Consider the following 23,912-nt stretch of genomic DNA (forward strand, 5'->3'; position numbering starts at 1 on the left):
CTCCCACCCCAGCCACTAGCGTTCACCCCCTGGCCCCCCGGGGAATGGGGGGTCTACCGGGGGCGGTAGCGACCAGTAGTCAGGCCAGGAGGGGAGCCACGGTGAGTACACGTGCCGCAGCGCAGGGGGGTGGGGGCGCGGAGCCCCCGGAGGAGCTCGGGCTGACCGATACCGAGAAAGGGCTCTGGCACGCCTTCCGCACCGGCAGCATGTATGACTTGCGCGAACGCGACCCCGCCCACGACGACCCGGCCGGCCTCCACACCTGGGGTCCCGAGCGCACCGTACGCGCCGTCCTCGTCGCCCTGCTCCTCCTCGACGGCCCCCCGGCCGCCCCCGGCCGGGTCTCCGCGATCAAGATCAACGGCGCCCGACTCACCGGCAAGCTCGACCTCTCCGGCGGAAACGTCACCCCTTACCTCGAGCTGCGCAATTGCCGCTTCGAGGAGGAGGTCCTCCTCCCCGAGTGCCGGGTGACCACCGCCCGCTTCATCGCCTGCGCCATCCCCCGCTTCGAGGGTGCCCGCCTCCAGGCGGAGGGCGACCTGCACCTCCCCCGCTGCACCATCGACAGCGGCGTCCGCCTCACCGACGCCCGCATCGGCACGGACCTGCAGATCAGCCAGCTCACGGTACGGCCCGACCGCCGCGGCCAAGCCCTCGCCGCCGACGGCATCACCGTCGGGCAGGACCTCACGGCCGAGCTGCTCCAGTCGTACGGGCAGGTCAGCCTGCGCGGCGCGAGCATCGGCGTCTCCCTGAACCTCGCCGGCAGCATGCTCCGCAATCCGTACGGCCGCCGCGCCCTGAACGCCCCGCAGCTCACCGTGGAGCGCTCCTTCCACCTCACCCCGGCGCGGCTGCGGGTCGCGCCGCTCGGCGAGCAGACGCCCCCGTTCGGCACCGGCAGCCGGAACTTCGAGTGCCACGGCGGCGTGCGGCTCGACGACGGGCGCTTCGGCGGGATGGTCGACTTCAAGGACGCCCGCTTCGTCATGGACGAGGACCAGGAGATCTCGCTGCGCCGGATCCAGACGCCCGAGCTGCGCTTCACCGGCAAGCCGCCGGAGGGCGGCCGGGTCGTCCTGTCCGGCGCCAAGGTCGGCAACCTCGCCGACACGTACGCCAGCTGGCCGTCCCCCGGGCGCCTGCAGATGGCGGGGTTCGCGTACGAGCATCTGATACCGACCGACCGGTTCCCGATCGCCGAGCGCCTGGAGTGGGTGGCCGCCGCCACCGCCGAGTACTCGCCGGAGCCGTACGAGCAGCTCGCCAATGTGCTGCGGCGCTCCGGCGAGGACCACGACGCCCGCCGCGTCCTGCTCGCCAAGCACCGCCGGGAGCGCGAGACCCTCGGGCCCGCGGGCAAGGCGTGGGGCTATCTGCAGGACTGGGCGGTGGCGTACGGCTACCGGCCGACCCGCGCGATGCTGTGGATGGCGGTGCTGTGGGCGCTGGGCACCTTCTTCTTCTCGCAGGTCGAAGCGCAGGCCACGCAGAAGGATTCCGACGCCCGCTTCAATTCCGCCCTCTATGCCCTGGACATCCTGCTGCCGGTGATCGACCTGGGGCAGGAAACGGCGTGGCAGCAGCGGGGAGCCGCGCAATGGGTGTCGGCCCTGTTCGTACTGGCCGGATGGACCCTCGCGACCACGGTCGCGGCGGGGGCTTCGCGGCTGCTTCGCCGCCAGTGACCGCATTTTTCCGGGGGACGACCCCCGGACCCCCGCTGCGGTGGCCGGATCATCTCCGCCGCGCCCTTAGGATTTGCGCGTGACCGTCGCCAGCCTCCCCCTGTTCCCGTTGAACACGGTGCTGTTCCCTGGGCTGGTGCTCCCGCTCAACGTCTTCGAGGAGCGCTACCGCGCCATGATGCGCGCGCTGCTGGAGAAGGACGAGGAGGAGCGGCAGTTCGGGGTCGTCGCCATCCGGGACGGGCGCGAGGTCGCGCCGACCGCGCCGGGGCTGCCGGACGAGGAGGCCGAAGAGGCCGCGAAGGGCCCGGCGGCCGGCTTCGGGGCCGATCCGCTGCAGGCCTTCTTCACCGTGGGCTGTACGGCGGACGCCGCCACCATCAGGGAGCGCGAGGACGGCGGCTTCGAGGTGCTGGCCACGGGCACGCGGCGGTTCAAGCTGCTCTCGGTGGACGCCTCGGGGCCGTTCCTGACCGGCGAGGTCGAGCTGCTCAGCGAGGAGGAGGGCGACGGCGCGGGCGCGCTGGCGTCCGGGGTGCTGCGGGCGTTCCGCACGTACCAGAAGCGTCTTGCCGGTGCGCGGGAGCGCTCGGTGGCGGCGGACCAGGAGCTGCCGGACGAGCCGTCGGTGGTGTCGTACCTGGTCGCGGCGGCCGCGGTGCTGGACGTGCCGACGAAGCAGCGGCTGCTGCAGACGCCGGACACGGCGTCGCGTCTCGCGGAGGAGCTGAAATTGCTTCGCCGCGAGTCGGCGGTGATCGGTAAGCTCCCGTCGCTGCCGGCGGTCGAGCTGACCCGGCAGCCGACGAGCCCGAATTAAGACTCTCCGCGGCAGGTCACGGCACATGGCGAAGAAGAAGCAGAAGCAGCAGTCCGGCGGCACCCCGGCGACGGTCGCGCTGACGACCGCGGGCAAGCCCTTCACCGTGCATGCCTACGAGCACGACCCCGCGGTCGCGTCGTACGGCGAAGAGGCCGCCGAGGCGCTCGGCGTCGACCCGGGCCAGGTCTTCAAGACCCTCGTCGCCGAGGTCGACGGCGCGCTGACGGTCGCGGTGGTGCCGGTCTCCGGCTCGCTCGACCTCAAGGCCCTCGCGTCGGCGGCCGGCGGCAAGCGCGCCACGATGGCCGACCCGGCGGCGGCGGAGCGCACCACCGGATACGTACGCGGCGGCATCTCCCCGCTCGGCCAGCGCAAGCGGCTCCCCACGGTCGTGGACGCGTCGGCCTCTTCGTACGAGACCGTGTGCGTGTCGGCGGGCCGCCGGGGCCTGGAGGTCGAGCTGGCCCCCGCGGACCTGGCCGAGCTGACGGGCGCGGTGGTGGCGCCGATCGCCCGCGGCTAAGCGGGCCGGCTCCCGTGATTGGCTTTGCCCTTTTTGATCCGCCACTTACGCTTACGCGTCTTCTTGGACATGTCCAGGTCTTACTGGCACCACAGGGAGCCGTCAACGCTCCGCGCACGCCGGGTCCTCCGCCCCGCCCCGCGACGCGAACACCAGCCCCGTACGCCCCGCCCGAAGGGCGACCGCGTACCCTCGTACCTCGTGAGCACAGGCGCCTGCACGATCCGCGATCTCACCAAGAGCTACGGCGATGTCCGCGCCAACGACGGCGTCAGCCTCGACGTGCACCGCGGTGAGATCTTCGGCCTGCTCGGGCCGAACGGCGCCGGGAAATCCACCCTCGTACGGCAGCTGACCGGCCTGCTCCGCCCCGACTCCGGCGCCATCTCGCTCCTCGGCCACGACCTCGTCCGCCACCCCGAGCGCGCCTCCCGCCTCCTCGGCTATCTCGGCCAGGAGTCCACCGCCCTCGACGAGCTCCCGGTCGGCCTCGCCGCCGAGACCACCGCCCGGCTGCGCGGCCTGAGCGCCCGCGCCGCCCGTACGGAACGCGACGCCGTCCTCGACGAGCTCGGCCTCACGCCGCTCGCCGCCAAGCCACTCGCCCGCCTCTCCGGCGGCCAGCGCCGGCTGGCCTGCGTGGCCGCCGCGCTCGCCGGCGCCCGCCCGGTCCTGGTGCTGGACGAGCCGACCACCGGCATGGACCCGGTCGCCCGGCGCGCCGTCTGGGCCGCGGTCGACCGGCGGCGGACCGCCGACGGCGTCACCGTCATCCTCGTCACCCACAACGTCATCGAAGCCGAGACCGTCCTGGACCGGGTCGCGGTGATGGACGCCGGCCGGGTCATCGCCTGCGACACCCCCGGCGGGCTGAAGGCGCGGATCGACGACGAGGTGCGGGTCGAGCTCGTGTGGCGCGAGACGGCGCCCGTGCACCTGCCCGAGGTCGCCGCGCTGTCGGCCCGTAACGACGGCGCCGAGAACGGCCGCCGCTGGACCCTCCGCCTCCCGACGGACGAGGCCCGCGCCGCGGTCGCCGCCGTCACCGGTGGCCCGGCCTTCGACGCGCTCGACGACTTCACCCTGACCACCCCGAGCCTGGAGGACGTCTACATGAGCCTCGGCGGACGCGGCGAAGGCCTGGTGAAGGCATGACGACGACCGCGGCGGAGAACGCGACCACGGCGCGGCCCTACGAGGCCGCCGCCCCCCTCGCCCCGCGGGCCGCCTTCCTGCCCGCCCTCGGCGCCGTCTACCGGGCCCAGCTCGCCCGCGCCCGGGTCTCGCGCATCCCGCTGCTCTTCGTCGCCACCTTCCAGTCCATCGGGATCATGGTGCTGATGCGCGGCGTCGTCGACGCCGACCCCGGCAGCGAGGCGGCGCGCTCGGTCGTCGCGGGCTCCACCGTCCTCGTCGTCGCCTTCGTCGCGCTGAACCTGCTCGCCCAGTACTTCGGCCGGCTCCGCGCCCACGGCGGCCTCGACCACTACGCCACGCTGCCGGTGCCGCCCGCCGCGGTCGTGCTGGGTGCGGCGGGCGCGTACGCCTCCTTCACCGTCCCCGGCACGGTCGTCACCGCCGTCTTCGGCAGCGTGCTCTTCGACCTGCCGCTCACCCACCTGTGGCTGCTCGCCGCCGTCATCCCGCTGGCCGGCGCCGCGCTCGCCGGACTCGGCGCGGCGCTCGGGCTGCTGGCACCGCGCCCGGAGCTGGCCACGCTCGCCGGGCAGCTCGGCATGTCCGCGGCGCTGCTCCTCGGCGTCATCCCGGCGGCGAACCTGCCCGCCCCCATCGCCCTCGCCCGCGATCTGCTGCCTTCCACATACGGGGTCGAGGCCCTGGCCCGCAGCTTCGGCCCGCACCCGGACTGGGCGGCGGTCGCCACTGACCTCGCCGTGTGCGCCGGTGTCGGGGTGCTGGCGCTGGCCGCGGCCACCTGGGCCTACCGGCGGGCGGCGCTGCGGTGATACGTGTGGCACGTGTCGTAAGAAACGCCCGAACTACTGCCCCTTCGGCGGACGTACGACCGACCCCTGGCACCATGGCTGGGTGACAGCTCCCATGACGCCGCATGGCCCGCCGCAACACGGCTCCTCACCCGACTCCTCCTGGCCCTCCCCGGTCGCCGCTCCCGGCGCCGGGTACGGCCTGTCGGGACGCGAGCTGCGCGGCGCGGCGCTGATCGCGGCGGGCAGCGCCCTGGCCGGCCTGCTCTACGGAGCGCTGTGGACGTGGCTGGCGCCGCGGGTGCCGCTCATCGCGCAGGACGGTGCGGTGCTGCTGCGGGACTCCGAGTCGGAGCACACGATCGCCATCGACGGCACCTTCACCCTGCTCGGCCTCGGCTTCGGCGCGCTGGCGGCGGCCCTGGTCTTTCTGTGGCGCCGCCGCGGCGGCGTCGCCCTGGTGCTGGCGCTGGCCATCGGCGGCCTGCTCGCGGCGCTGGTGGCCTGGCGCTTCGGGGTATGGCTCGGCCCGCCGCAGGACGTAGCGGCCCAGGCGAAGTCGGTCGGCGAGGGCAAGGCCTTCGACGCCCCCCTCCGCCTGAACGCCAAGGGCGCCCTGCTGGCCTGGCCGGTGGGCGCCATGATCGCCCACCTGATCCTCACGGGCCTCTTCGGCCCGCGCGACCCGGACCCCCAGCCCCAGTCCCCGGGCAACTGGCAGGGCTGGGGCCAGCCGCCGGCGTCGTAACGCCGGAGCGCTACGCCCCGCGCTCGGCAGGGGCGGGCGCGGGGGCCGGTGCCGGTGCCGGTGCCGGCGCCGGGGTGGACGCGGGCGCGGGCGGAGCCGGCGCCGGAGCCCGGTCCGCCGTCACCCCGCCTCCCTCGGAGGCGGCCCGCACATCGACCTCGCGCCAGAACCCGGCGCGAATCGCATAGCGATCGTGTTCATCGATCTGGTCGTCCTTGTGGGCGAGCAGCCCGAACCGCGCGGCGTACCGCAGCAGTTCACCATCGATCCGGTGTGGAATCCGCGGATACTGCCCCGCCAGCACCGGCAGCTGCGCCGTCTCCCCCAGCCGCTCGATCCACCGCCGCGCGAAGACCTGACCCACCTCGTACGGATCACCACCGATCGCGGTGATGTCCTCCTCGCGATCGGCCCACCGCTGCTCCGCACTCGTCAGCGACGCCAGCGTAGGCAGCGACGCCGTCTCCGCGGACTCACCGGTGCCGCCCCGCTCGACCCACCCCTTGTCGGAGGACCACCGCAGCGTGGCGTTCCCCGGCGCGGCCGCCTGCCCGCCGGCCCGCGCCTCGGGCATCGAAGCGGCACGCGCCGCACCCAGCCCGGCGAGGTCCTTCGGCGTCGGTACGCCCTTGCCCGAGGCGCCGCCCTCCGCCGCATCCGCCTCGGCCCCGGCCTCGACGGGCTCGCTCCCATTCGCACCGGCACCGGCGGCGGCAGCCGCCTCCGCGGCCTCACCGCGCGCCTCGGCCGCCACTCCCTTGTCCACCGCGGCAGCGGCACTCGCGCCCTCCGGCAGCGGCGCCGACAGAATCGCCGCGATCTCCGGCCGCGGGGCCGGCGCCGGGGCGCAGATCCCGGTGAGCTCCTTCACCCGAACGGCCTGCGTGATCCAGGCCCGGTCGAGCACTCTGCGTTCATCTGCCTCGGCGACCAGGTCCTCGGACTGGTTGTAGTCGCCGTCCGCGGCCTGCACGGCCCACAGGTGCACGGCCACGCCGTGCTCCTTCGCGGACATCATCCCGGGCAGCAGATCGCCGTCCCCGGTGATCAGCACGACATCGCTGCAGGCCCGGTTACGCGCCAGCTCCGTGAGCTCCGCGTGCATCGCGGCGTCTACACCCTTCTGGGCCCACCGGCCGTCACTGCGCGTGAGCGCACCCAGCCGCACGGTGACCCGGGGCATGACGCGCAGCCGGCGGTGCTCGGGCTGCGGGACCCGGTCGGGGGCGCCGTCGAACCAGTAGATCCGCAGCAGGGGCTGCCCCGTATCCGCCTCGGCGCGTTCCCGCAGGCCCTGCACAAGGGCGGCGTGGTCAATGGTGATACGGGAGCGTGCGGGCTCTCCGGCCAGCAGGCTCGCGGCGGCGCCCAGCAGATAGCCGGCGTCCACCAGGACGACGCAGCGGTCCATGATCTCACCCTCTCGTCCGGCGGCTTTTCACGCGGGGTTGCCTTCGAGTCTGCCCGACTGCAAGGGGGTTATCAGCAGCACGGCGATCTTCGGCGTGGCGGCCTTCGCGATCACAGACGGTAATTGCCCGAAATGCGACAGATGTCGCCCCATGCGACGGTGATTTCCGCGGGGGACCCGCAACCGTGAAGGAAAGAATCATGGGTAAGGGCAAGAAGCGCAGGCAGCAGGAGCAGAACAAGCACCAGGACAAGTACGCCGCTCCTGACGGCCGCGACCAGAACCAGTCCCAGGACCAGCCGCAGCGCGGCGCCCAGCAGTCCTTCGACGAGAACGCCTCACTTGACGACGCCCTTGGTGACGCCGCCGCTCCCGGTGGCTTCGAGCAGGGCCAGTCGTTCGGGGAGCGGTGATCGGCGATGGGACGCAAGAACCGCGGTCAGGAAGACGGCGCCGGCATACCCGAGCGGGGCGCCGAGCAGCAGGAGTTCGCCCCTGAGCAGGTCAACCAGGACCAGGTCACGGACGCCGTGAAGGAGGGTTCGTCGGCCCAGCGCGGAGCGCAGCAGGCGAGCCACAAGACGCAGTACCACAAGCCGAAGAAGTTCGGCCACAACTGAAGCATCACAGGGACGAGGGGCGCGGCCGGTGACGGCCGCGCCCCTCCCCTGTCTTACGTCACCCGGCCAGACACGACGGCCCGAGCAACTCCTTCAAGTCGCCGAAGAGCGCCGGGTCCGGCGTCACCCGGTGCCGGTCGAGACGCAGCAGCGTGGTCTTCTGCGTGCCCAGCAGCTTCACCCGCACCTCGGTCCCGCCCCGGTGATGCTTGAGCACCTCGCCGAGCTTCTCCACCAGCGGCGGAGTCACCTTCACCGTCGGGATGGTGATGGTCACGGGCGCGTTCGCCGAGGCCTCCGACAGGTCGGGGACCATCAGCTCCATGGCGACGAGCCGCGGCACGTCCTCGCGCTTGTCGAGGCGGCCCTTGACGAAGACCACGGCGTCCTCGACCAGTTGCGTGGACACCAGCTGATATGTGGCCGGGAAGAACATGCAGTCGATGGAGCCCGCCAGGTCCTCGACCGTGGCGATGGCCCAAGCATTGCCCTGCTTGGTCATTTTGCGCTGCAGCCCGGAGATGATCCCGCCGATGGTGACGATCGCGCCGTCGGAGTGCTCGCCGCCGGTCAGCTGCGAGATGGCGGCGTCCGCCTTCTCGTTGAGCACATGCTCGATGCCGAAGAGCGGGTGGTCGGAGACGTACAGGCCGAGCATCTCCCGCTCCTGCGCGAGCAGATACGTCTTGTCCCACTCGATGTCGGAGAACTCGACGTCCATGCCGAAGCCCGGCTCATCCTTGCCGTCGTCCTCCCCCATGCCGCCGAAGAGGTCGAACTGGCCCTCCGCCTCCTTGCGCTTGACCTGCACCACATTGTCGATCATCGGCTCGTAGTGCGCGGTCAGGCCCTTGCGGGTGTGGCCGAGGGCGTCGAAGGCGCCGGCCTTGATCATCGACTCGATCGTCCGCTTGTTGCAGACGACGGCCTCGACCTTGTCCAGGAAGTCGGGGAAGGACGTGTACCGGCCCTTGGACTTGCGGCAGCGGACGATGGAGTCCACCACGTTGTTGCCGACGTTACGGACGGCGCTGAGGCCGAAGACGATGACGTCGTCGCCGCGCGGGGTGAAGTTGGCCTCCGACTCGTTGACATCCGGCGGGAGCACCTTGATGCCCATCTTGCGGCACTCGTTGAGATAGACCGCCGACTTGTCCTTGTCGTCCTTCACCGAGGTGAGCAGCGCGGCCATGTACTCGGCCGGGTAGTTCGCCTTCAGATACGCGGTCCAGTACGACACCAGCCCGTACGCCGAGGAGTGCGCCTTGTTGAACGCGTAGCCGGCGAAGGGCACCAGCACGTCCCAGACCGCCTGGATGGCCTGGTCGGAATAGCCCCGCTCGCGCATGCCCTTCTGGAAGGGCACGAACTCCTTGTCCAGGACCTCCTGCTTCTTCTTGCCCATCGCCCGGCGCAGCAGGTCGGCCTGGCCGAGCGAGTAACCCGCCAGCACCTGGGCGGCCTTCTGCACCTGCTCCTGATACACGATCAGGCCGTGGGTGATGTCGAGGACCTCCTTCAGAGGCTCCTCGAGCTCGGGGTGGATCGGGGTGATCTCCTGCTGGCCGTTCTTCCGCAGCGCGTAGTTGATGTGCGAGTTCATGCCCATCGGGCCCGGCCGGTACAGGGCCGAGACCGCGGAGATGTCCTCGAAGTTGTCGGGCTTCATCATGCGCAGCAGCGAGCGCATCGGGCCGCCGTCGAACTGGAACACGCCCAGGGTGTCGCCGCGCCCCAGCAGCTCGAAGGTCGTCGGGTCGTCGAGCGGCAGCGACAGCAGCTCGATGTCCTTGCCCTTGTTCTGCTTCACCATCTTGACGGCGTCGTCCATGATGGTGAGGTTTCTGAGGCCCAGGAAGTCCATCTTCAGCAGGCCGAGATTCTCACAGGTGGGGTAGTCCCACTGCGTGATGGTGACGCCGTCCGTATGCCGCACCCACACCGGCACATGGTCGGTGATGGTCTCGCTGGACATGATCACGCCGGCGGCGTGCACACCCATCTGCCGCACCAGGCCCTCGACACCACGCGCGGTGTCGATCACCTTCTTCACGTCCGGCTCGTTCTCGTACATCCCCCGGACCTCGCCCGCCTCGCCGTACCGCGGGTGCTCCTTGTCGGTGATGCCCTTGAGGTCGATGCCCTTGCCGAGCACATCGGCCGGCATCGCCTTGGTGATCCGGTCGCCCATCGCGTACGGGTAACCCAGCACGCGCGCCGAGTCCTTGATCGCGTTCTTGGCCTTAATGGTGCCGTAGGTGCCGATCATGGCGACCTTGTCGGCCCCGTACTTGTCGGTGACATACCGGATCACCTCGGCGCGCCTGCGCTCGTCGAAGTCGATGTCGACATCGGGCATGGAGACGCGCTCGGGGTTGAGGAACCGCTCGAAGATCAGGCCGTGGTCGATCGGGTCGAGGTCGGTGATGCCCATCGCGTACGCGACGATCGAGCCGGCCGCGGAGCCTCGGCCCGGGCCGACCGCGATGCCGTTCTCCTTGGCCCACATGATGAAGTCGGCGACGACGAGGAAGTAGCCGGGGAACCCCATCTGGATGATGACGTCCATCTCGTACTCGGCCTGCTTCTGCCGGTCTTCGGGCACCCCGCCCGGATACCGGCGGGCCATGCCCTTCTTGACCTCTTCCTGGAACCAGGTGACCTCGGTGTAGCCGTCGGGCACGTCGAACCGCGGCATCAGGTCGCGCTTCTCGAACCAGCCGGTGGTGTCGATCTGCTCGGCCACCAGCAGCGTGTTGGCGCAGCCCTCCTGCCAGGCGTCGGAGGAGTCGATGGCGTACATCTCGTCCGTCGACTTCAGGTAATAGCCGGTGCCGTCGAAGCGGAACCGGTCCGGGTCGGAGAGGTTCTTGCCGGTCTGGATGCACAGCAGCGCGTCATGGGCGGTCGACTCGGACGCGTACGTGTAATGCGAGTCGTTGGTGACCAGCGGCGGGATGCCGAGCTTCTTGCCGATCTCCAGCAGCCCGTCGCGGACCCGGCGCTCGATCTCGATGCCGTGGTCCATCAGCTCCAGGAAATACCGCTCCTTGCCGAAGATCTCCTGATACTCGGCGGCGGCCTTCACGGCCTCGTCGAAGTGCCCGAGCCGCAGCCGGGTCTGCACCTCGCCCGACGGGCACCCGGTGGAGGCGATCAGCCCCTCCGAGTACTGCGAGATGGTCTCCTTGTCCATCCGCGGCCACTTCTGCAGCCAGCCCTCGGCATACGCGTCCGAGGACAGCCGGAACAGGTTGTGCAGCCCCGTCCTGCTCGACGCCCAGATCGTCTTGTGCGTATAGCCACCGGAGCCGGAGACGTCGTCGCGCTTCTGGTGCGGCTGCCCCCACTGGATCTTGCGCTTGTGCTTCCGGGACTCCGGCGCCACATACGCCTCGATGCCGATGATCGGCGTCACATCCGCCTTCTGCGCCTGCTGGAAGAAGTCGTAGGCGCCATGCAGGTTCCCGTGGTCCGTCATGGCGATATGGGTCATGCCCATGTCTTTAGCGGCGGCGAACATGTCCTTCAGCCGCGCCGCACCGTCCAGGAGCGAGTACTGCGTGTGTACGTGCAGGTGCGTGAACGGCGGTTTTGCCACGGCGGCGGACCTCCAGCGGTGGGACGGGTACAAGACGGGTGACAGCCACGAAGTCTAGAACCGACCACTGACAGTCCGCCCGCCATCCCACCGGACGGCGCCCGGTAACCTGGCGGTCATGGTCACCACGGGCGAAAGCACCACGGCCGCCGAGCGCGGCGAAGAAATACTGGCCGTCTTCGACACCGCCTTCGGCGAGCTGCTGGCCGCCGACCCGGCCGCCTTCCGCGTGAAGTTCCGCAAGATGGCGGCCTCGGCCTTCGCCTTCTACCGCGGCACGGCCGCCCTGTACTACCACGACCTGGACGCCGAGAAGCGCGGCGGCCCGTTCCTGACCGAACAGACCGGCCGGGTGTGGATCCACGGCGACCTGCACGCGGAGAACTTCGGCACCTACATGGACGCCAAGGGCCGCCTGGTCTTCAACGTCAACGACTTCGACGAGGCCTTCGTCGGCCCCTTCACCTGGGACGTCAAGCGCCTCGCCGCCTCCCTCGCCCTGATCGGCTACACCAAGGCGCTCAGCGACGAGCAGATCACCGCCCTGGTGAGCGCCTACGCCGACGCCTACCGCGAGCGCATCCACGCCCTGGCCACCGGCGCCAAGGAGGACGAGGTCCCGCCCTTCACCCTGGACACCGCCTCGGGCCCGCTCCTGGACGCCCTCCGCGCCGCCCGCAGCCACACCCGCGTCGACCTGCTGGGGTCGATGACGGAGATCCGCGACTACGAGCGGCACTTCGCCCCCGGCGGCGGCGCGATCGAGCTGGACGCCGCGACCCGTAAGCAGGTCCTCGACTCCTTCGAGGGCTACCTCGCCACCCTCCCGGCCGACGAGAACGCCCGCCCCGACGCCCGCCGCGTCAAGGACGTCGTCGGCCGTCGCGGCATCGGCATCGGCTCCGCCGGCCTGCCCTCGTACAACATCCTCCTCGAGGGCCACAGCGACGCCCTCGAGAATGACGTCATCATCTATATGAAGCGCGGCCAGACCCCCGCAGTCTCCCGCCACATCACCGACCCGGCGATCAGCGGCTACTTCCAGCACGAGGGCCACCGCACGGTGATCTCCCAGCGCGCCCTCCAGGCCGCCTCCGACCCGTGGCTCGGCTGGACCGAGCTGGACGGCGCCGGCCAGCTGGTCGCCGAGGTGTCCCCGTACGCCGTCGACCTGGACTGGTCGGACATCGACGACCCGGCCGAGATCGAGGCGGTCGTCGCGGACCTCGGCCGGGCGACGGCGACGATGCACGCGGCGGCGGACGTGGCGGAGAGCGGCCACTCGCTGGTCCCGTTCTCGACGGAGAAGGCGATCGACGAGGCGATCTCCGCGGACCCGGAGGGCTTCGCGGCGATGCTGGTCGACTTCGCACACAGCTATGGCGCGCGGGCGCGGACGGACCACCAGATCTTCGTCGACCTGTTCCGCAACGGCAGGATCTCGGGCCTGTAACTCAAAGCCCGCCCTTAGGAACCGCTTATCCCACCCCGTGGCACAATCGGCGCCGATGGACAGCAACCCCGTGGCGATACGAGCACTGCGCGCGGCAGTGTTCACTGCCATGTGCGTGACGCTGTCCGCCGGCGCCCATGTGCTGCTGTCCACCAGCCCGCTGCCGCTGACCATGGTGGCCGCGCTGGCCGGTGTGGTCTTCGTCATAGCCTTCGCGCTGGCCGGGCGGCGTGAGCGGGGCTTCTGGCCGATAGCGGCGCTCATCGTCCCGCTCGAACTCGCCGCCGACACGATCTTCACCGTCGGCCAGCACGCCTGTTACGGGAAGGCCGGCGGCCCGGTCGCGGGCCCCCTGCGCGTCATGGGCGTCGACCTGCTCTGCCGCGGCGGCGACTTCGGCACCCCGCTGGCCCGGTACGCGGGCCGTACCGACGGCTCCGCCCTCGCCGCCTCCCCCTGGCTGCTGCTCGCCGCGCACGTCGCGGTGGGCCTGATCGCGGCCGCCTGGCTGCGCCGCGGCGAGGCCGCCCTGGGACAGCTGCTACGGGCAGTGGCCGCGGCCGCCTTCCGCCCGCTGCTGCTCGCCGCGGCCGTCGTGGCCGCCGCCCTGACACCGCGCAAGCACTCGGTGGGCCGCGCCTTCGGCCCCCGCCCGATCCGTACCGTCGTCCGGCTCGCCCACTCCGTGGTGCGCCGGGGTCCCCCGTGCCCCACCGCTGCCTGACCCGCAGCCCCGGCACGACCCAACCGACCCCGACCACCACACACGGAGCACCACCATGAGCAAGCGCAACAGCCAGGAAGCCAAGCGCGCCGCCCGCGAGCGGCTGCGCGTAGAGCGCGAGAAGCAGGCCAAGAAGGAGCGCACAAAGCGCCAGCTGATCGTCGGCGGCACCGTCATCGCGGTCATCGCCGCGGGCGTCGGCATCGCCTTCGGCGTCTCGAAGATGTCCGACGACGACAAGGGCTCCTCGGACTGGCAGGCGGCCGCGAAGGCGAAGCTGGCCAAGCCGGCCAACGCCGAGGGCACGAACGGCACCTCGGTCTCCTTCGGCAAGGGCAAGAGGACCGTCGACGTCTACGAGGACATGCGCTGCCCGGCCTGCGCGTCGTTCGAGCAGACCCTCGGCAGCACGGTGAAGAAGGGCGCCGATGACGGCAAGTACACCCTGAAGTACCACCTCGGCGCGATCATCGACGGCAACTTCGGCGGCGACGGCTCCAAGAACGCCGCCAGCGCCCTGGGCGCCGCGCTCAACGTGAGCCCGGAGGCGTTCTCGGAGTACCACGAGCTCCTCTACTCGAAGGACCACCACCCGGCCGAGTCGGAGGACAAGTTCGCCGACGACTCCTACCTGCTGGACGTGGCGAAGAACGTCAAGGAGCTCAAGGGCAACGCCAAGTTCGAGTCCGCGGTCAAGAAGGGCACTTACGACCGCTGGGCGCTGGAGATGATCAAGGACTTCGGCAAGGAAAAGCAGGTCACCGGGACCCCGACCGTCCTGATCGACGGCAAGAAGGTCGACACCGACAAGGTCCCGGCCGAGCTGGTCAAGATGGGCGTCAAGGTCGCCTGACCCACCCCAGCGCATACGGAAGGGCCCGGCTCACCGAGCCGGGCCCTTCCGCGTATCCGAACTGACTACGCCTTCCGCAGCCGGAAGGACAACCCCAGCGCCTCGTCCGTGAAGACCTCGCCATAGGTGTCGTCCGCGTCACCGGTCGCGAAGTCCGTCGCCAGGACCTCCTCCGCGATCAGCCCGGCGTGCTCGCCCAGCGCCGTCGAGACCTCGTCATCCGACGAGGTCCATCGCAGCGCGATCCGGTCCGCCACATCCAGCCCGCTGTTCTTACGGGCCTCCTGGATCAGCCGGATCGCATCACGCGCAAGTCCCGCCCGCCGCAGCTCCGGCGTGATCTCCAGGTCGAGCGCCACCGTCGCGCCGGCGTCCGAGGCCACCGACCAGCCCTCGCGCGGGGTCTCGGTGATGATGACCTCCTCCGGCGACAGCGAGACGGCCTCGCCGTCGACCTCCACCGACGTGGCGCCGCTGTCCCGCAGCTCCGCCGACAGCCGCGCCGCGTCCGCCGCCGCGACCGCCTTGGCCACCGCCTGCACGCCCTTGCCGAAGCGCTTGCCCAGCGTGCGGAAGTTCGCCTTCGCCGACGTGTCGACCAGCGAGCCGCCGACCTCCGCCAGCGGCGCGAGACCGGCCACGTTCAGCTCCTCGGCGATCTGCCCGCGCAGTTCCTCGCCGAGCCGCTCGAAGCCGACCGCGCCGACCAGCGCCCGCGACAGCGGCTGCCGGGTCTTGACCCCGGATTCCGCCCGCGAGGCCCGGCCCAGCTCGACCAGCCGCCGCACCAGAGCCATCTGCCGCGACAGCTCGGGATCGATCAGCGCCTCGTCCGCCACCGGCCACGTCGACAGGTGCACCGACTCCGGCCCCTCCGCCGACACCGGCACCACCAGGTCCTGCCACACCCGCTCGGTGATGAACGGGACCAGCGGCGCCAGCAGCCGCGTCACCGTCTCCACGACCTCGTGCAGCGTCCGCAGCGCGGCCGCGTCGCCCTGCCAGAAGCGGCGCCGGGAGCGGCGCACGTACCAGTTGGACAGGTCGTCCACGAAGGCCGACAGCAGCTTCCCGGCCCGCTGGGTGTCGTACGCCTCCATCGCCTCGGTGACATCCCGCGTCAGCACGCCGAGCTCGCCCAGCAGCCAGCGGTCCAGCACCGGCCGCTCGGCCGGCGCCGGGTCGGCGGCGGACGGCGCCCACCCGGACGTACGGGCGTACAGCGCCTGGAAGGCGACCGTGTTCCAGTACGTCAGCAGGGTCTTGCGCACCACCTCCTGGATGGTGCCGTGCCCCACCCGGCGCGCCGCCCACGGCGACCCGCCGGCCGCCATGAACCACCGCACCGCGTCCGCGCCGTGCTGATCCATCAGCGGGATCGGCTGCAGGATGTTGCCCAGGTGCTTGGACATCTTGCGGCCGTCCTCGGCCAGGATGTGCCCGAGGCAGACCACGTTCTCGTACGACGACTTGTCGAAGACCAGCGTCCCGACCGCCATCAGCGTGTAGAACCACCCACGCGTCTGGTCGATCGCCTCGGCGATGAACTGCGCCGGATACCGCTTCTCGAAGAGCTCCTTGTTCTTGTACGGGAAGCCCCACTGCGCGAACGGCATCGACCCCGAGTCGTACCAGGCGTCGATGACCTCCGGCACGCGCGTGGCCGTCGCCGAGCACTCCGGGCAGTCGAAGACGACCTCGTCGATGAACGGCCGGTGCGGGTCGAGCCCCGACTGATCGGCCCCGGTCAGCTCGCTCAGCTCCGCCAGCGACCCGACGCAGGTCGTGTGCCCGTCGTCGCAGCGCCAGATCGGCAGCGGCGTGCCCCAGTAGCGGTTACGGGACAGCGCCCAGTCGATGTTGTTGTTGAGCCAGTCCCCGTAGCGGCCGTGCTTGACCGAGTCCGGGTACCAGTTCGTGTTCTCGTTCTCCCGCAGCAGCGCGTCCTTGACCTGCGTGGTCCTGATGTACCAGGACGGCTGCGCGTAGTAGAGCAGCGCCGTGTGGCAACGCCAGCAGTGCGGATAGCTGTGCTCGTACGGGACGTGCCGGAACAGCAGCCCACGCTCCTGCAGATCGGCGACCAGCGCCTCGTCCGCCTTCTTGAAGAACTGTCCGCCGATGAGGCCGAGCCCCTCCTCGAAGGTCCCGTCCGGGCGGACCGGATTGACCACCGGCAGCCCGTACGCCCGGCAGGTCTTGAGGTCGTCCTCACCGAAGGCGGGCGACTGGTGGACGAGACCGGTGCCGTCCTCGGTCGTCACGTACTCGGCGTTGACGACGAAGTGCGCCGGGGCCGAGAACTCCACCAGCTCGAAGGGCCGCTGATACGTCCAGCGCTCCATCTCGCGCCCGGTGAAGGTCTGCCCGGTGGCGGTCCAGCCCTCGCCGAGCGCCTTCTCCAGCAGCGGCTCGGCGACGACCAGCTGCTCGCTCCCGTCGGTCGCCACCACGTACGTGACGTCGGGGTGCGCGGCCACCGCGGTGTTGGACACCAGGGTCCACGGCGTGGTCGTCCACACCAGCAGCGCCGCCTCGCCGGCCAGCGGGCCCGAGGTCAGCGGGAAGCGCACGAAGACCGACGGGTCGACGACGGTCTCGTAGCCCTGCGCCAGCTCGTGGTCCGAAAGGCCGGTGCCGCAGCGCGGGCACCACGGGGCGACGCGGTGGTCCTGGACCAGCAGGTCCTTGTCGAAGATCTGCTTCAGCGACCACCACACCGACTCGATGTACTCCGGATCCATGGTCCGGTAGGCGTTGTCGAGGTCCGTCCAGTAGCCCATCCGCGTCGTCAGCTCGGCGAACGCGTCCGTGTGCCGGGTCACCGACTCGCGGCACTTGGCGTTGAACTCGGCGATGCCGTACGCCTCGATGTCCTGCTTGCCGTTGAAGCCCAGCTCCTTCTCGACGGCGAGCTCGACGGGCAGGCCGTGGCAGTCCCAGCCGGCCTTCCGCTCGACGTGGTAGCCGCGCATCGTACGGAAGCGGGGGAAGACGTCCTTGAAGACCCGGGCCTCGATGTGGTGAGCACCCGGCATGCCGTTGGCGGTGGGCGGACCCTCGTAGAACACCCACTCCGGGCGGCCCTCGGTCTGCGCGGTGCTCTTCTCGAAGACCTTGGCCTCGCGCCAGAAGTCGAGCACGGCGTGCTCGAGCGCGGGCAGGTCTACCTGGGCGGGTACCTGGCGGTACTGCGGCGGCTGGGACATCTCGGGCTCTTCCTCCGGCGGATCCATCGCGCTTCCGTCCGGAGGGACGAGAGCCTGCGGCTCCCGCGGTACCACCCTCCTTGGCGCCGGGCCTGTCGTGCCCGTCGCCCCCTCATTGGGGTCAGCGCTGCCGGTTCTACTCGCCTTCACGGCTTTCCTCCGGCGGCTCCGGGGTGATCTTCGCGTCGCTGCGGTCCCCGGGCTCCCACCGTCCCCGGGTCGCTCCTGGCCGCTGGACGACGCTACTCGTCCCCATCCATGCCTTTCGCTGCCTGCCAGTGTACGGGCGGCGGGGGTGTGGCGCCGACCGGTTTACGGGTGAGGGGCCGGGGGCCGCCGCCCGTAGCCCGGCTGCGCCGTTTGGCGGAGTGCCGTCGTAGGGCCAGTCCAGGCGGATTACGGGGCCGGTGGTGGGGCACAACGGATGGAGACCGGTCTGCCATGGCGTGCCCTGTTGCCGCGGCTCATGTGTCGATTTATCGTTCCGGCACGATTCGCGCGCAAGATCACAAAATGTGAAGGGGTCGCGGCCATGGTGGCGAAGAAGTCCGCGCCGGCAGCGAAAAAGACGGCGAAGAAGACCACACCGGCTGCGAAGAAGGCGCCAGCCGCGAAGAAGGCGGCACCGGCGAAGAAGAAGGCGCCGGCCGCCAAGAAAGCGGCGCCGGCCAAGAAGGCGCCGTCAAAGAAGACGGCCCCCGCCGCGAAGGCGGCGGCGAAGAAGACCACACCGGCCGCGAAGAAGGCGGCCGCGGAGACGGGGACGGCGCGGACGGGCGCGGTGAAGAAGACCGCCGCGAAGAAGACCGCCGCGAAGAAAGCCGCCCCTGAGAAGGAGACGGGAGCAGGACAGGTGGTCGTGAAGAAGACGGCAGCTGCGACAAAGACCGCGCAGGCGGTGCCCGCCTCCCGGACGGTCGCCCCGGCGACCCCAGGAGAGCTCGCCGTACGCCCGGGCGAGGACCCGTGGACCCCGGCGGAGATCGCCGAGGCCAGAGCCGAGCTGGAACAGGACAGCGCGGCGCTGCGCAGCGAGATCGCGGCGGCGGAGGAGGCCATCACCGGCCTGATGCGGGACTCGGGCGGAGGCGCCGGCGACGACCAGGCGGACACCGGGACCAAGAACATCGAGCGCGAACACAGCCTCGCGCTGGCCGCGGGCGCCCGCGAGCGCCTGGAGCAGACCGAGGACGCCCTCGCCAGGATCGACGCGGGCACGTACGGACTCTGCGAAAACTGCGGCAACCCCATCGGCAAGGCCAGGATGCAGGCCTTCCCGCGGGCCACGCTGTGCGTGGAGTGCAAGCAGAAGCAGGAACGCCGGTAGCGGCGGCCCGGGGGCGGTGCCGTACCCTCTGACGCAGTTCTGTGCACCGGAGGGACCACACACGTGACTGAGGCGGAACAGGTCGGCGGCGAGTCCGCGGAGGCCGCTGACGCGGCGGAAACCGCGGCGCGGGGGAAGCGCAAGATCGCCGTGCTGCTGGGGGTGGCGGCCGTCGTCTACGCCCTCGATCTGGTCACGAAGCTGATCGTGGTCGCGCAGCTGGAACCCGAGCACAAGACCATCGAAGTGATCGGCGATCTGCTGAAGTTCCAGGTGGTGCGCAATGCCGGCGCCGCCTTCGGGATCGGCGAGTCGATGACGATCGTCTTCACGCTGATCGCGCTGATCGTGATCGTGGTGATCGCCCGGCTGGCGCGCAAGCTCTACAGCCTGCCCTGGGCGATCGCCCTCGGCCTGCTGCTCGGCGGCCCGCTCGGCAATCTCACCGACCGGATCTTCCGCTCCCCCGGCTTCCTGCGCGGCCACGTCGTGGACTTCATCGCCCCGAAGCACTTCGCGGTCTTCAACCTCGCCGACTCGGCGATCGTCTGCGGCGGCATCCTCATCGTGATCCTGTCCTTCCGCGGACTCGACCCGGACGGCACCATCCACCGCGACTAGCCATACTTGCGGGGTGAGCACCATTCCGGAAATCCGCACCCTGCCCGTACCCGACGGCCTCGAGGGAGAGCGGCTCGATGCCGCCCTCGCCCGCATGTTCGGGTTTTCGCGTACGAAGGCCGCCGAGCTGGCCGCCGCCGGGAAGGTGCATGTGGACGGCGCCGAGGCCGGGAAGTCCGACCGGGTCACGGCCGGCGCCTGGCTCGAGGTCGAGATGCCCGCACCGCCGCGGCCCGTCGAGGTCGTGGCCGAGCCGGTGCCCGGCATGCGGATCGTCTACGACGACGACCACATCGTGGTGGTCGACAAGCCCGTCGGCGTCGCCGCCCACCCCAGCCCCGGCTGGACCGGGACCACCGTCATCGGCGGGCTCGCCGCCGCCGGCTACCGGATCGCCACCTCCGGCGCCGCCGAGCGCCAGGGCATCGTGCACCGGCTCGATGTCGGCACCTCGGGCCTGATGGCCGTGGCGAAGTCCGAGCGGGCCTACACGCTGCTGAAGCAGCAGTTCCGGGAGCGGACCGTCGACAAGCGCTACCACGCGCTCGTGCAGGGCCACCCGGACCCGCTCAGCGGCACCATCGACGCGCCGATCGGGCGGCATCCCGTACACGACTACAAGTGGGCGGTGACGGCGGACGGGAAGCCGTCCGTGACCCACTACGACCTCATCGAGGCGTTCCGGGCCGCGAGCCTGCTCGATATCAAGCTGGAGACGGGCCGTACGCATCAGATCCGGGTCCACATGTCGACCGTGAAGCACCCGTGCGTCGGTGACCTGACCTACGGCGCCGACCCCACCATCGCCAAGCGGCTGAAGCTGACCCGGCAGTGGCTGCACGCGGTGCGGCTCGGCTTCGAGCACCCGGAAGACGGGCGTTGGGTAGAGTTTGAGTCGGTTTATCCCGACGACCTGCAGTACGCGCTCGACACCGTGCAGGCCGACAGCGCCTGACATCCGGAGGTCCAAGCACCGCCATGGGCCAGCTCGCACTGCTCTTCGTCCTGCTGCTGGGCGCCATCGCCACGGTGCCGCTCGGCAACAGGCTCGGGCTGCCCGCACCCGTCCTGATGACCATCGCCGGAGCCGGTCTGGCGCTCGTCCCCTGGGTGCCGAACGTCGAATTCCCGCCCGAGTACATCCTCCCGCTGGTGCTGCCGCCGCTGCTGTACGCGGCCGTGCAGCGCACCTCCTGGCGGCAGTTCACGGCGAATCTGCGGCCGATTCTGCTGCTCGCCGTGGCGCTGGTCCTCGTCACCACCGTCGCGGTCGCCGCCGTCGCCAACGCCATCGTGCCGGGCCTGCCGCTGGCGGCCGCGCTCGCCCTGGGCGCCCTCGTGGCGCCGCCTGACCCGGTCGCGGCCACGGCGGTGGCCGGGAAACTCGGGCTGCCGCGGCGCATGGTGTCGATCCTCGAGGGCGAGGGGCTGTTCAACGACGTCACCGCGATCGTGCTGTACCACGTGGCGATCGCGGCCGCGGTCGGCGGCACCTTCTCGGCGCCGGACGCGGCGGGCGACCTGGTGCTGTCGGCGGTCGTCGCGATCGCCGTGGGCGTGGCCCTCGGGTGGCTGGCCGCCAAGTACATGAACCAGCTCGACGACTCCACCCTGCAGATCGGCCTGACGCTGCTGCTGCCGTTCATGTCGTATCTGATCGCGGAGGAGCTCCATGGCTCGGGCGTGCTGGCGGTGCTGGCCACCGCGCTGTATCTGAGCGAGTACGCGATCGACGCCGACGACGTCTTCGGGCGGCTGGCCGGGCAGACGTTCTGGGAGATCGTCGAGATGCTGGTCACCGGCGTCGCCTTCGGCCTGATCGGCCTGGAGCTGCACAACGTCTTCGGCACCGCCGACGGCCGCTGGGGGCCGATGATCGGCGCCGCCGCCGCGGTGATCGGCGTGATCACGCTGCTCCGCCTGGTGTGGCTGCTGCCCGCCGCCTGGCTGGCGCGGAAGCTGCACTCCCGCCGCGATTACGACGAGGACATCCCGCTGAGCTGGCGGGAGACCGTGGTGATGTGGTGGTCGGGGATGCGCGGCGTCGCCTCGGTGGCACTGGCCCTTGCCGTGCCGCTGACGATCCACGACGGCAAGGCCTTCCCGGCCCGCGAGTGGATCCTCTTCATCGCCTTCGCGGTGGTGCTCTTCACGCTGCTGGTGCAGGGCCTGACGCTGCCCTGGCTGGTGCAGAGGCTCGGGGTGAGCGCGGACAGCGCCGCCGAGCACGACCTGGAGCGGCAGCTGGCGATCCGCGCCACCAAGGCCGCCAAGAAGCGGCTGAAGGAGATCCAGCAGGTCGAGGACGTCTCCGACGACGTCGCGCAGCTGCTGACCCGCCGGATGCACGAGATGGGGGTGCGCATCTCGCCGGAGATCCTCGACGAGGAGCGGCGGGCGGCGGCCAAGGACCGTATGAAGCAGCGCAAGCATGTGCAGACCCTGCAGGCCGAGCTGATGTCCGCGGCGCGGCACGAGGTGCTCTCCGCGCGCAGCGAGCCCGGCACCGACCCGGAGGTCGTCGACAAGGTGCTACGGCAGCTCGACGTGCGCAGTCTCGGGCGGTTCTAGCGGCGGCTGCGCCATGGTGATCCGGGGCAGCGCGTACGGGTGCTTCTCCGTGATCCAGGCGATCAGCTGCTCGCGCACGTAGCAGCGGACGTTCCAGACCGCGTCCGCGTCCGCGGCGGTCACCAGGGCCCGTACCTCGATGGTCGACGGGGTGGTGTCGGTGACCAGCAGATTCCAGCCGCGGCCGTCCCAGTCGGGGCAGTCCAGCAGCACCTCGTGCAGCCGCTCGCGCATCGCCACCACGGGGGCCGTGTGGTCGAGCTGGAAAAAGACCGTGCCGGTCATCTCGGCGCCGCCGCGGGACCAGTTCTCGAACGGGCGGGAGGTGAAGTACGAGACGGGCACGGTGAACCGCCGCTCGTCCCACGTCTTCACGGTGAGGAAGGTCAGCGTGATCTCCTCGACCGTGCCCCACTCCCCCTCGACGACGACCGTGTCCCCGATCCGTACGAGATCCCCGAAGGCGATCTGCAGGCCGGCGAAGAGATTGCCGAGGGTGGACTGGGCGGCGACACCCGCGATGATGCCGATGATGCCCGCGGAGGCCAGCATCGAGGTGCCGACGGTGCGCATGGCCGGGAAAGTCAGCAGCATCGAGGCCACCGCGACCACGATGATCACAAAGGTGGCCACGCGCTGAATGAGCGTCAGCTGGGTGCGCACCCGCCGGCGCCGGCCGGGGTCCCGGGCCTTGGCGGCATAGCGCGTGTAGGTGAGCTCGACGACCACCGTCACGACGCGGACCAGCAGCCAGCCGACGCCGGCCATCAGAGCGAGGGTCAGGCCGCGGTCGATGGCCGAGACCTGGTCGTCCTCCAGGCCGCCCTCGAGCTTCGTCTGGCCGTGCAGGCCGAGCAGCAGCCCGGTCAGCACCACCAGCTGCAGCGGCACCCGGCAGCGCCGCAGCAGCCCCCACAGCGGCGTCTCGGGGTGTGCGGCGTCCGCGCGGCGGAGCAGATAGTCGGCGAGCGCTCCTATGGCGAAGGTGAGAGCCAGCGAGCCGCCGAGCACGATGACCGGGCGCAGCACTTCCTCGGTGGACAAATTCCCTCTCCTCGTACGGGGGTGCGTGCGGACCGTTCCCTAAGACCGTAGCTGGCAGGATGGCCGCATGACAGTTGTGCTCTTCCACTCGGCATACGGCCTGCGACCGGCCGTGCACGCGGCGGCCGAACTGCTCCGCTCCTCCGGCCATGAGGTGATCGTGCCCGATCTGTTCGACGGGCAGACGCCGGAGACCATGGAGGAGGGTCGCGCGCTGCGGGACGAGCTCGGCAATGACGAGCTGCTGAAGCGCGCGGTGACCGCGGCGGCGCCGTACTCGGACCGCGGCATCGTCTATGCCGGCCTGTCGCTCGGCGCCGCGCTCGCGCAGAACCTCGCCCTGGGCGATGACAAGGCCCGCGGCCTGCTGCTCCTGCACGGCACCTCGGACATCGCGGACGAGGCGGTGGCCGCCTCGGGCGATCTGCCCGTGCAGCTGCATGTAGCCGACCCGGACCCCTTCGAAACCCACGACTGGCTGAACGCCTGGTATCTGCGCATGCAGCGGGCCGGCGCGGACGTGGAGGTCTACCGCTACCCCGGCGCCGGACACCTCTTCACGGACCCGGAGCTGGACGACTACGACCCGGAGGCGGCGGAGTCGATGTGGCCGGTGGCCACGGCCTTCGTGGACGAGGTCGCGGCGGGCTGAACGCCCGCTTTCCGTAACCGCGCAAAGGCCCGGGCCCTGAGGAAACCGTTCTCCTCAAGGCCCGGGCCTTGCGATATGCCGATCGCGCTACC

The 23,912-nt window shown here is 70.8% G+C and carries 21 protein-coding genes; 16 read left to right on the forward strand and 5 right to left on the reverse strand.

Annotated features, from left to right (window positions below):
* Positions 1 to 44 precede the first annotated feature (44 nt).
* The 3 genes from G5C51_RS18350 (at position 45) to ybaK (ending at position 3,040) form a co-directional block, all read left to right on the forward strand.
* Positions 45 to 1,694 carry an oxidoreductase gene (locus tag G5C51_RS18350; RefSeq protein ID WP_240929748.1) on the forward strand — a complete coding sequence of 550 codons (1,650 nt, stop codon included), beginning with the start codon at positions 45 to 47 and terminating at the stop codon, positions 1,692 to 1,694.
* Positions 1,695 to 1,773: 79 nt separating this feature from the next.
* Positions 1,774 to 2,514: an LON peptidase substrate-binding domain-containing protein gene (locus G5C51_RS18355; RefSeq protein WP_165238681.1), complete on the forward strand. Its 741-nt coding sequence runs from the start codon at positions 1,774 to 1,776 to the stop codon at positions 2,512 to 2,514.
* 25 nt (positions 2,515 to 2,539) lie between these two features.
* Positions 2,540 to 3,040: a Cys-tRNA(Pro) deacylase gene (ybaK, locus tag G5C51_RS18360; protein WP_165238683.1), complete on the forward strand. Its 501-nt coding sequence runs from the start codon at positions 2,540 to 2,542 to the stop codon at positions 3,038 to 3,040.
* On the opposite strand, the gene G5C51_RS44390 is transcribed toward ybaK, so the two are convergent.
* Positions 3,037 to 3,111: a hypothetical protein gene (locus G5C51_RS44390; protein WP_476715133.1), complete on the reverse strand. Its 75-nt coding sequence runs from the start codon at positions 3,109 to 3,111 to the stop codon at positions 3,037 to 3,039. The genes ybaK and G5C51_RS44390 overlap by 4 nt on opposite strands.
* A 130-nt stretch (positions 3,112 to 3,241) precedes the next feature.
* Between G5C51_RS44390 and G5C51_RS18365 the strand changes: the two genes are divergently transcribed.
* The 3 genes from G5C51_RS18365 to G5C51_RS18375 all read left to right on the forward strand — a co-directional run bounded on the left by G5C51_RS18365 (position 3,242) and on the right by G5C51_RS18375 (position 5,734).
* Positions 3,242 to 4,195, forward strand: coding sequence for an ABC transporter ATP-binding protein (locus G5C51_RS18365; protein WP_338118196.1), 954 nt, complete (start codon positions 3,242 to 3,244; stop codon positions 4,193 to 4,195).
* Positions 4,192 to 5,007, forward strand: coding sequence for an ABC transporter permease (locus G5C51_RS18370; RefSeq protein ID WP_165238687.1), 816 nt, complete (start codon positions 4,192 to 4,194; stop codon positions 5,005 to 5,007). Before G5C51_RS18365 ends, G5C51_RS18370 begins: the two co-directional genes overlap by 4 nt.
* A gap of 82 nt (positions 5,008 to 5,089) precedes the next feature.
* Positions 5,090 to 5,734, forward strand: coding sequence for a DUF2567 domain-containing protein (locus tag G5C51_RS18375; RefSeq protein ID WP_165238689.1), 645 nt, complete (start codon positions 5,090 to 5,092; stop codon positions 5,732 to 5,734).
* A 10-nt stretch (positions 5,735 to 5,744) separates the two neighbouring features.
* On the opposite strand, the gene G5C51_RS18380 is transcribed toward G5C51_RS18375, so the two are convergent.
* Complete coding sequence (locus tag G5C51_RS18380) at positions 5,745 to 7,145, reverse strand: NYN domain-containing protein (RefSeq protein ID WP_165238691.1); 1,401 nt, start codon at positions 7,143 to 7,145, stop codon at positions 5,745 to 5,747.
* Positions 7,146 to 7,345: 200 nt separating this feature from the next.
* Here G5C51_RS18380 and G5C51_RS18385 point away from each other — a divergent pair, with 200 nt between their 5' ends.
* Positions 7,346 to 7,558: a hypothetical protein gene (locus G5C51_RS18385; protein ID WP_165238693.1), complete on the forward strand. Its 213-nt coding sequence runs from the start codon at positions 7,346 to 7,348 to the stop codon at positions 7,556 to 7,558.
* A 6-nt stretch (positions 7,559 to 7,564) separates the two neighbouring features.
* The gene (locus G5C51_RS18390) at positions 7,565 to 7,765 is read left to right on the forward strand and encodes a hypothetical protein (protein WP_165238695.1); all 201 of its coding nucleotides are present in this window, start codon (positions 7,565 to 7,567) and stop codon (positions 7,763 to 7,765) included.
* A gap of 58 nt (positions 7,766 to 7,823) precedes the next feature.
* Here the strand turns inward: G5C51_RS18390 and dnaE are convergent, their stop codons facing one another.
* Positions 7,824 to 11,366, reverse strand: a complete 3,543-nt coding sequence (gene dnaE, locus G5C51_RS18395) for a DNA polymerase III subunit alpha (protein ID WP_165238697.1) — start codon at positions 11,364 to 11,366, stop codon at positions 7,824 to 7,826.
* Between the two features lie 118 nt (positions 11,367 to 11,484).
* On the opposite strand from dnaE, the gene G5C51_RS18400 reads away from it, so the two are divergent.
* Genes G5C51_RS18400 through G5C51_RS18410 form a run of 3 tightly spaced genes read left to right on the forward strand, consistent with a single transcriptional unit; the run spans position 11,485 to position 14,396 of the window.
* Positions 11,485 to 12,819: a DUF2252 domain-containing protein gene (locus tag G5C51_RS18400; RefSeq protein ID WP_165238699.1), complete on the forward strand. Its 1,335-nt coding sequence runs from the start codon at positions 11,485 to 11,487 to the stop codon at positions 12,817 to 12,819.
* Positions 12,820 to 12,874: 55 nt separating this feature from the next.
* Positions 12,875 to 13,543, forward strand: a complete 669-nt coding sequence (locus tag G5C51_RS18405; protein ID WP_165238701.1) for a hypothetical protein — start codon at positions 12,875 to 12,877, stop codon at positions 13,541 to 13,543.
* Between the two features lie 55 nt (positions 13,544 to 13,598).
* Complete coding sequence (locus G5C51_RS18410; RefSeq protein WP_165238703.1) at positions 13,599 to 14,396, forward strand: thioredoxin domain-containing protein; 798 nt, start codon at positions 13,599 to 13,601, stop codon at positions 14,394 to 14,396.
* Positions 14,397 to 14,461: 65 nt separating this feature from the next.
* Here the strand turns inward: G5C51_RS18410 and ileS are convergent, their stop codons facing one another.
* A complete protein-coding gene (gene ileS, locus G5C51_RS18415) occupies positions 14,462 to 17,605 on the reverse strand; it encodes an isoleucine--tRNA ligase (protein WP_165238730.1) in 3,144 nt (1,047 codons plus the stop codon).
* Positions 17,606 to 18,137: 532 nt separating this feature from the next.
* Between ileS and G5C51_RS18420 the strand changes: the two genes are divergently transcribed.
* Genes G5C51_RS18420 through G5C51_RS18435 form a run of 4 tightly spaced genes read left to right on the forward strand, consistent with a single transcriptional unit; the run spans position 18,138 to position 22,124 of the window.
* Positions 18,138 to 18,932: a TraR/DksA family transcriptional regulator gene (locus tag G5C51_RS18420; protein WP_165238705.1), complete on the forward strand. Its 795-nt coding sequence runs from the start codon at positions 18,138 to 18,140 to the stop codon at positions 18,930 to 18,932.
* A gap of 39 nt (positions 18,933 to 18,971) precedes the next feature.
* Positions 18,972 to 19,553: a signal peptidase II gene (gene lspA, locus G5C51_RS18425; RefSeq protein WP_165238732.1), complete on the forward strand. Its 582-nt coding sequence runs from the start codon at positions 18,972 to 18,974 to the stop codon at positions 19,551 to 19,553.
* Between the two features lie 13 nt (positions 19,554 to 19,566).
* Positions 19,567 to 20,508: an RluA family pseudouridine synthase gene (locus G5C51_RS18430; RefSeq protein WP_165238706.1), complete on the forward strand. Its 942-nt coding sequence runs from the start codon at positions 19,567 to 19,569 to the stop codon at positions 20,506 to 20,508.
* A gap of 23 nt (positions 20,509 to 20,531) precedes the next feature.
* Positions 20,532 to 22,124 (forward strand): Na+/H+ antiporter, encoded by a 1,593-nt coding sequence (locus G5C51_RS18435; protein ID WP_165238708.1) that lies wholly within the window; start codon positions 20,532 to 20,534, stop codon positions 22,122 to 22,124.
* Here G5C51_RS18435 and G5C51_RS18440 read toward each other — a convergent pair.
* A complete protein-coding gene (locus G5C51_RS18440) occupies positions 22,086 to 23,168 on the reverse strand; it encodes a mechanosensitive ion channel family protein (RefSeq protein WP_165238710.1) in 1,083 nt (360 codons plus the stop codon). The two genes, G5C51_RS18435 and G5C51_RS18440, sit on opposite strands and share 39 nt — an antisense overlap.
* A 67-nt stretch (positions 23,169 to 23,235) precedes the next feature.
* On the opposite strand from G5C51_RS18440, the gene G5C51_RS18445 reads away from it, so the two are divergent.
* On the forward strand, positions 23,236 to 23,820 hold the full coding sequence (locus G5C51_RS18445) for a dienelactone hydrolase family protein (RefSeq protein ID WP_165238712.1): 585 nt from the start codon (positions 23,236 to 23,238) through the stop codon (positions 23,818 to 23,820).
* The last annotated feature ends 92 nt before the right edge of the window (positions 23,821 to 23,912 follow it).

It is taken from the genome of Streptomyces coryli, assembly GCF_011044975.1.
GTDB classification, from domain to species: domain Bacteria; phylum Actinomycetota; class Actinomycetes; order Streptomycetales; family Streptomycetaceae; genus Streptomyces; species Streptomyces coryli.

What these genes read in the sequence shown, in the direction of transcription:
- G5C51_RS18390 (WP_165238695.1), top strand. Translation starts at nt 7,565, where the DNA reads ATGGGACGCAAGAACCGCGGTCAGGAAGACGGCGCCGGCATACCCGAG.
- G5C51_RS18370 (WP_165238687.1), top strand. Translation starts at nt 4,192, where the DNA reads ATGACGACGACCGCGGCGGAGAACGCGACCACGGCGCGGCCCTACGAG.
- G5C51_RS18400 (WP_165238699.1), top strand. Translation starts at nt 11,485, where the DNA reads ATGGTCACCACGGGCGAAAGCACCACGGCCGCCGAGCGCGGCGAAGAA.
- G5C51_RS18410 (WP_165238703.1), top strand. Translation starts at nt 13,599, where the DNA reads ATGAGCAAGCGCAACAGCCAGGAAGCCAAGCGCGCCGCCCGCGAGCGG.
- ybaK (WP_165238683.1), top strand. Translation starts at nt 2,540, where the DNA reads ATGGCGAAGAAGAAGCAGAAGCAGCAGTCCGGCGGCACCCCGGCGACG.
- G5C51_RS18385 (WP_165238693.1), top strand. Translation starts at nt 7,346, where the DNA reads ATGGGTAAGGGCAAGAAGCGCAGGCAGCAGGAGCAGAACAAGCACCAG.
- ileS (WP_165238730.1), bottom strand. Translation starts at nt 17,605, where the DNA reads ATGTCCCAGCCGCCGCAGTACCGCCAGGTACCCGCCCAGGTAGACCTG.
- G5C51_RS18350 (WP_240929748.1), top strand. Translation starts at nt 45, where the DNA reads ATGGGGGGTCTACCGGGGGCGGTAGCGACCAGTAGTCAGGCCAGGAGG.
- G5C51_RS18445 (WP_165238712.1), top strand. Translation starts at nt 23,236, where the DNA reads ATGACAGTTGTGCTCTTCCACTCGGCATACGGCCTGCGACCGGCCGTG.
- G5C51_RS18405 (WP_165238701.1), top strand. Translation starts at nt 12,875, where the DNA reads ATGGACAGCAACCCCGTGGCGATACGAGCACTGCGCGCGGCAGTGTTC.
- G5C51_RS18435 (WP_165238708.1), top strand. Translation starts at nt 20,532, where the DNA reads ATGGGCCAGCTCGCACTGCTCTTCGTCCTGCTGCTGGGCGCCATCGCC.
- G5C51_RS18380 (WP_165238691.1), bottom strand. Translation starts at nt 7,145, where the DNA reads ATGGACCGCTGCGTCGTCCTGGTGGACGCCGGCTATCTGCTGGGCGCC.
- G5C51_RS18420 (WP_165238705.1), top strand. Translation starts at nt 18,138, where the DNA reads ATGGTGGCGAAGAAGTCCGCGCCGGCAGCGAAAAAGACGGCGAAGAAG.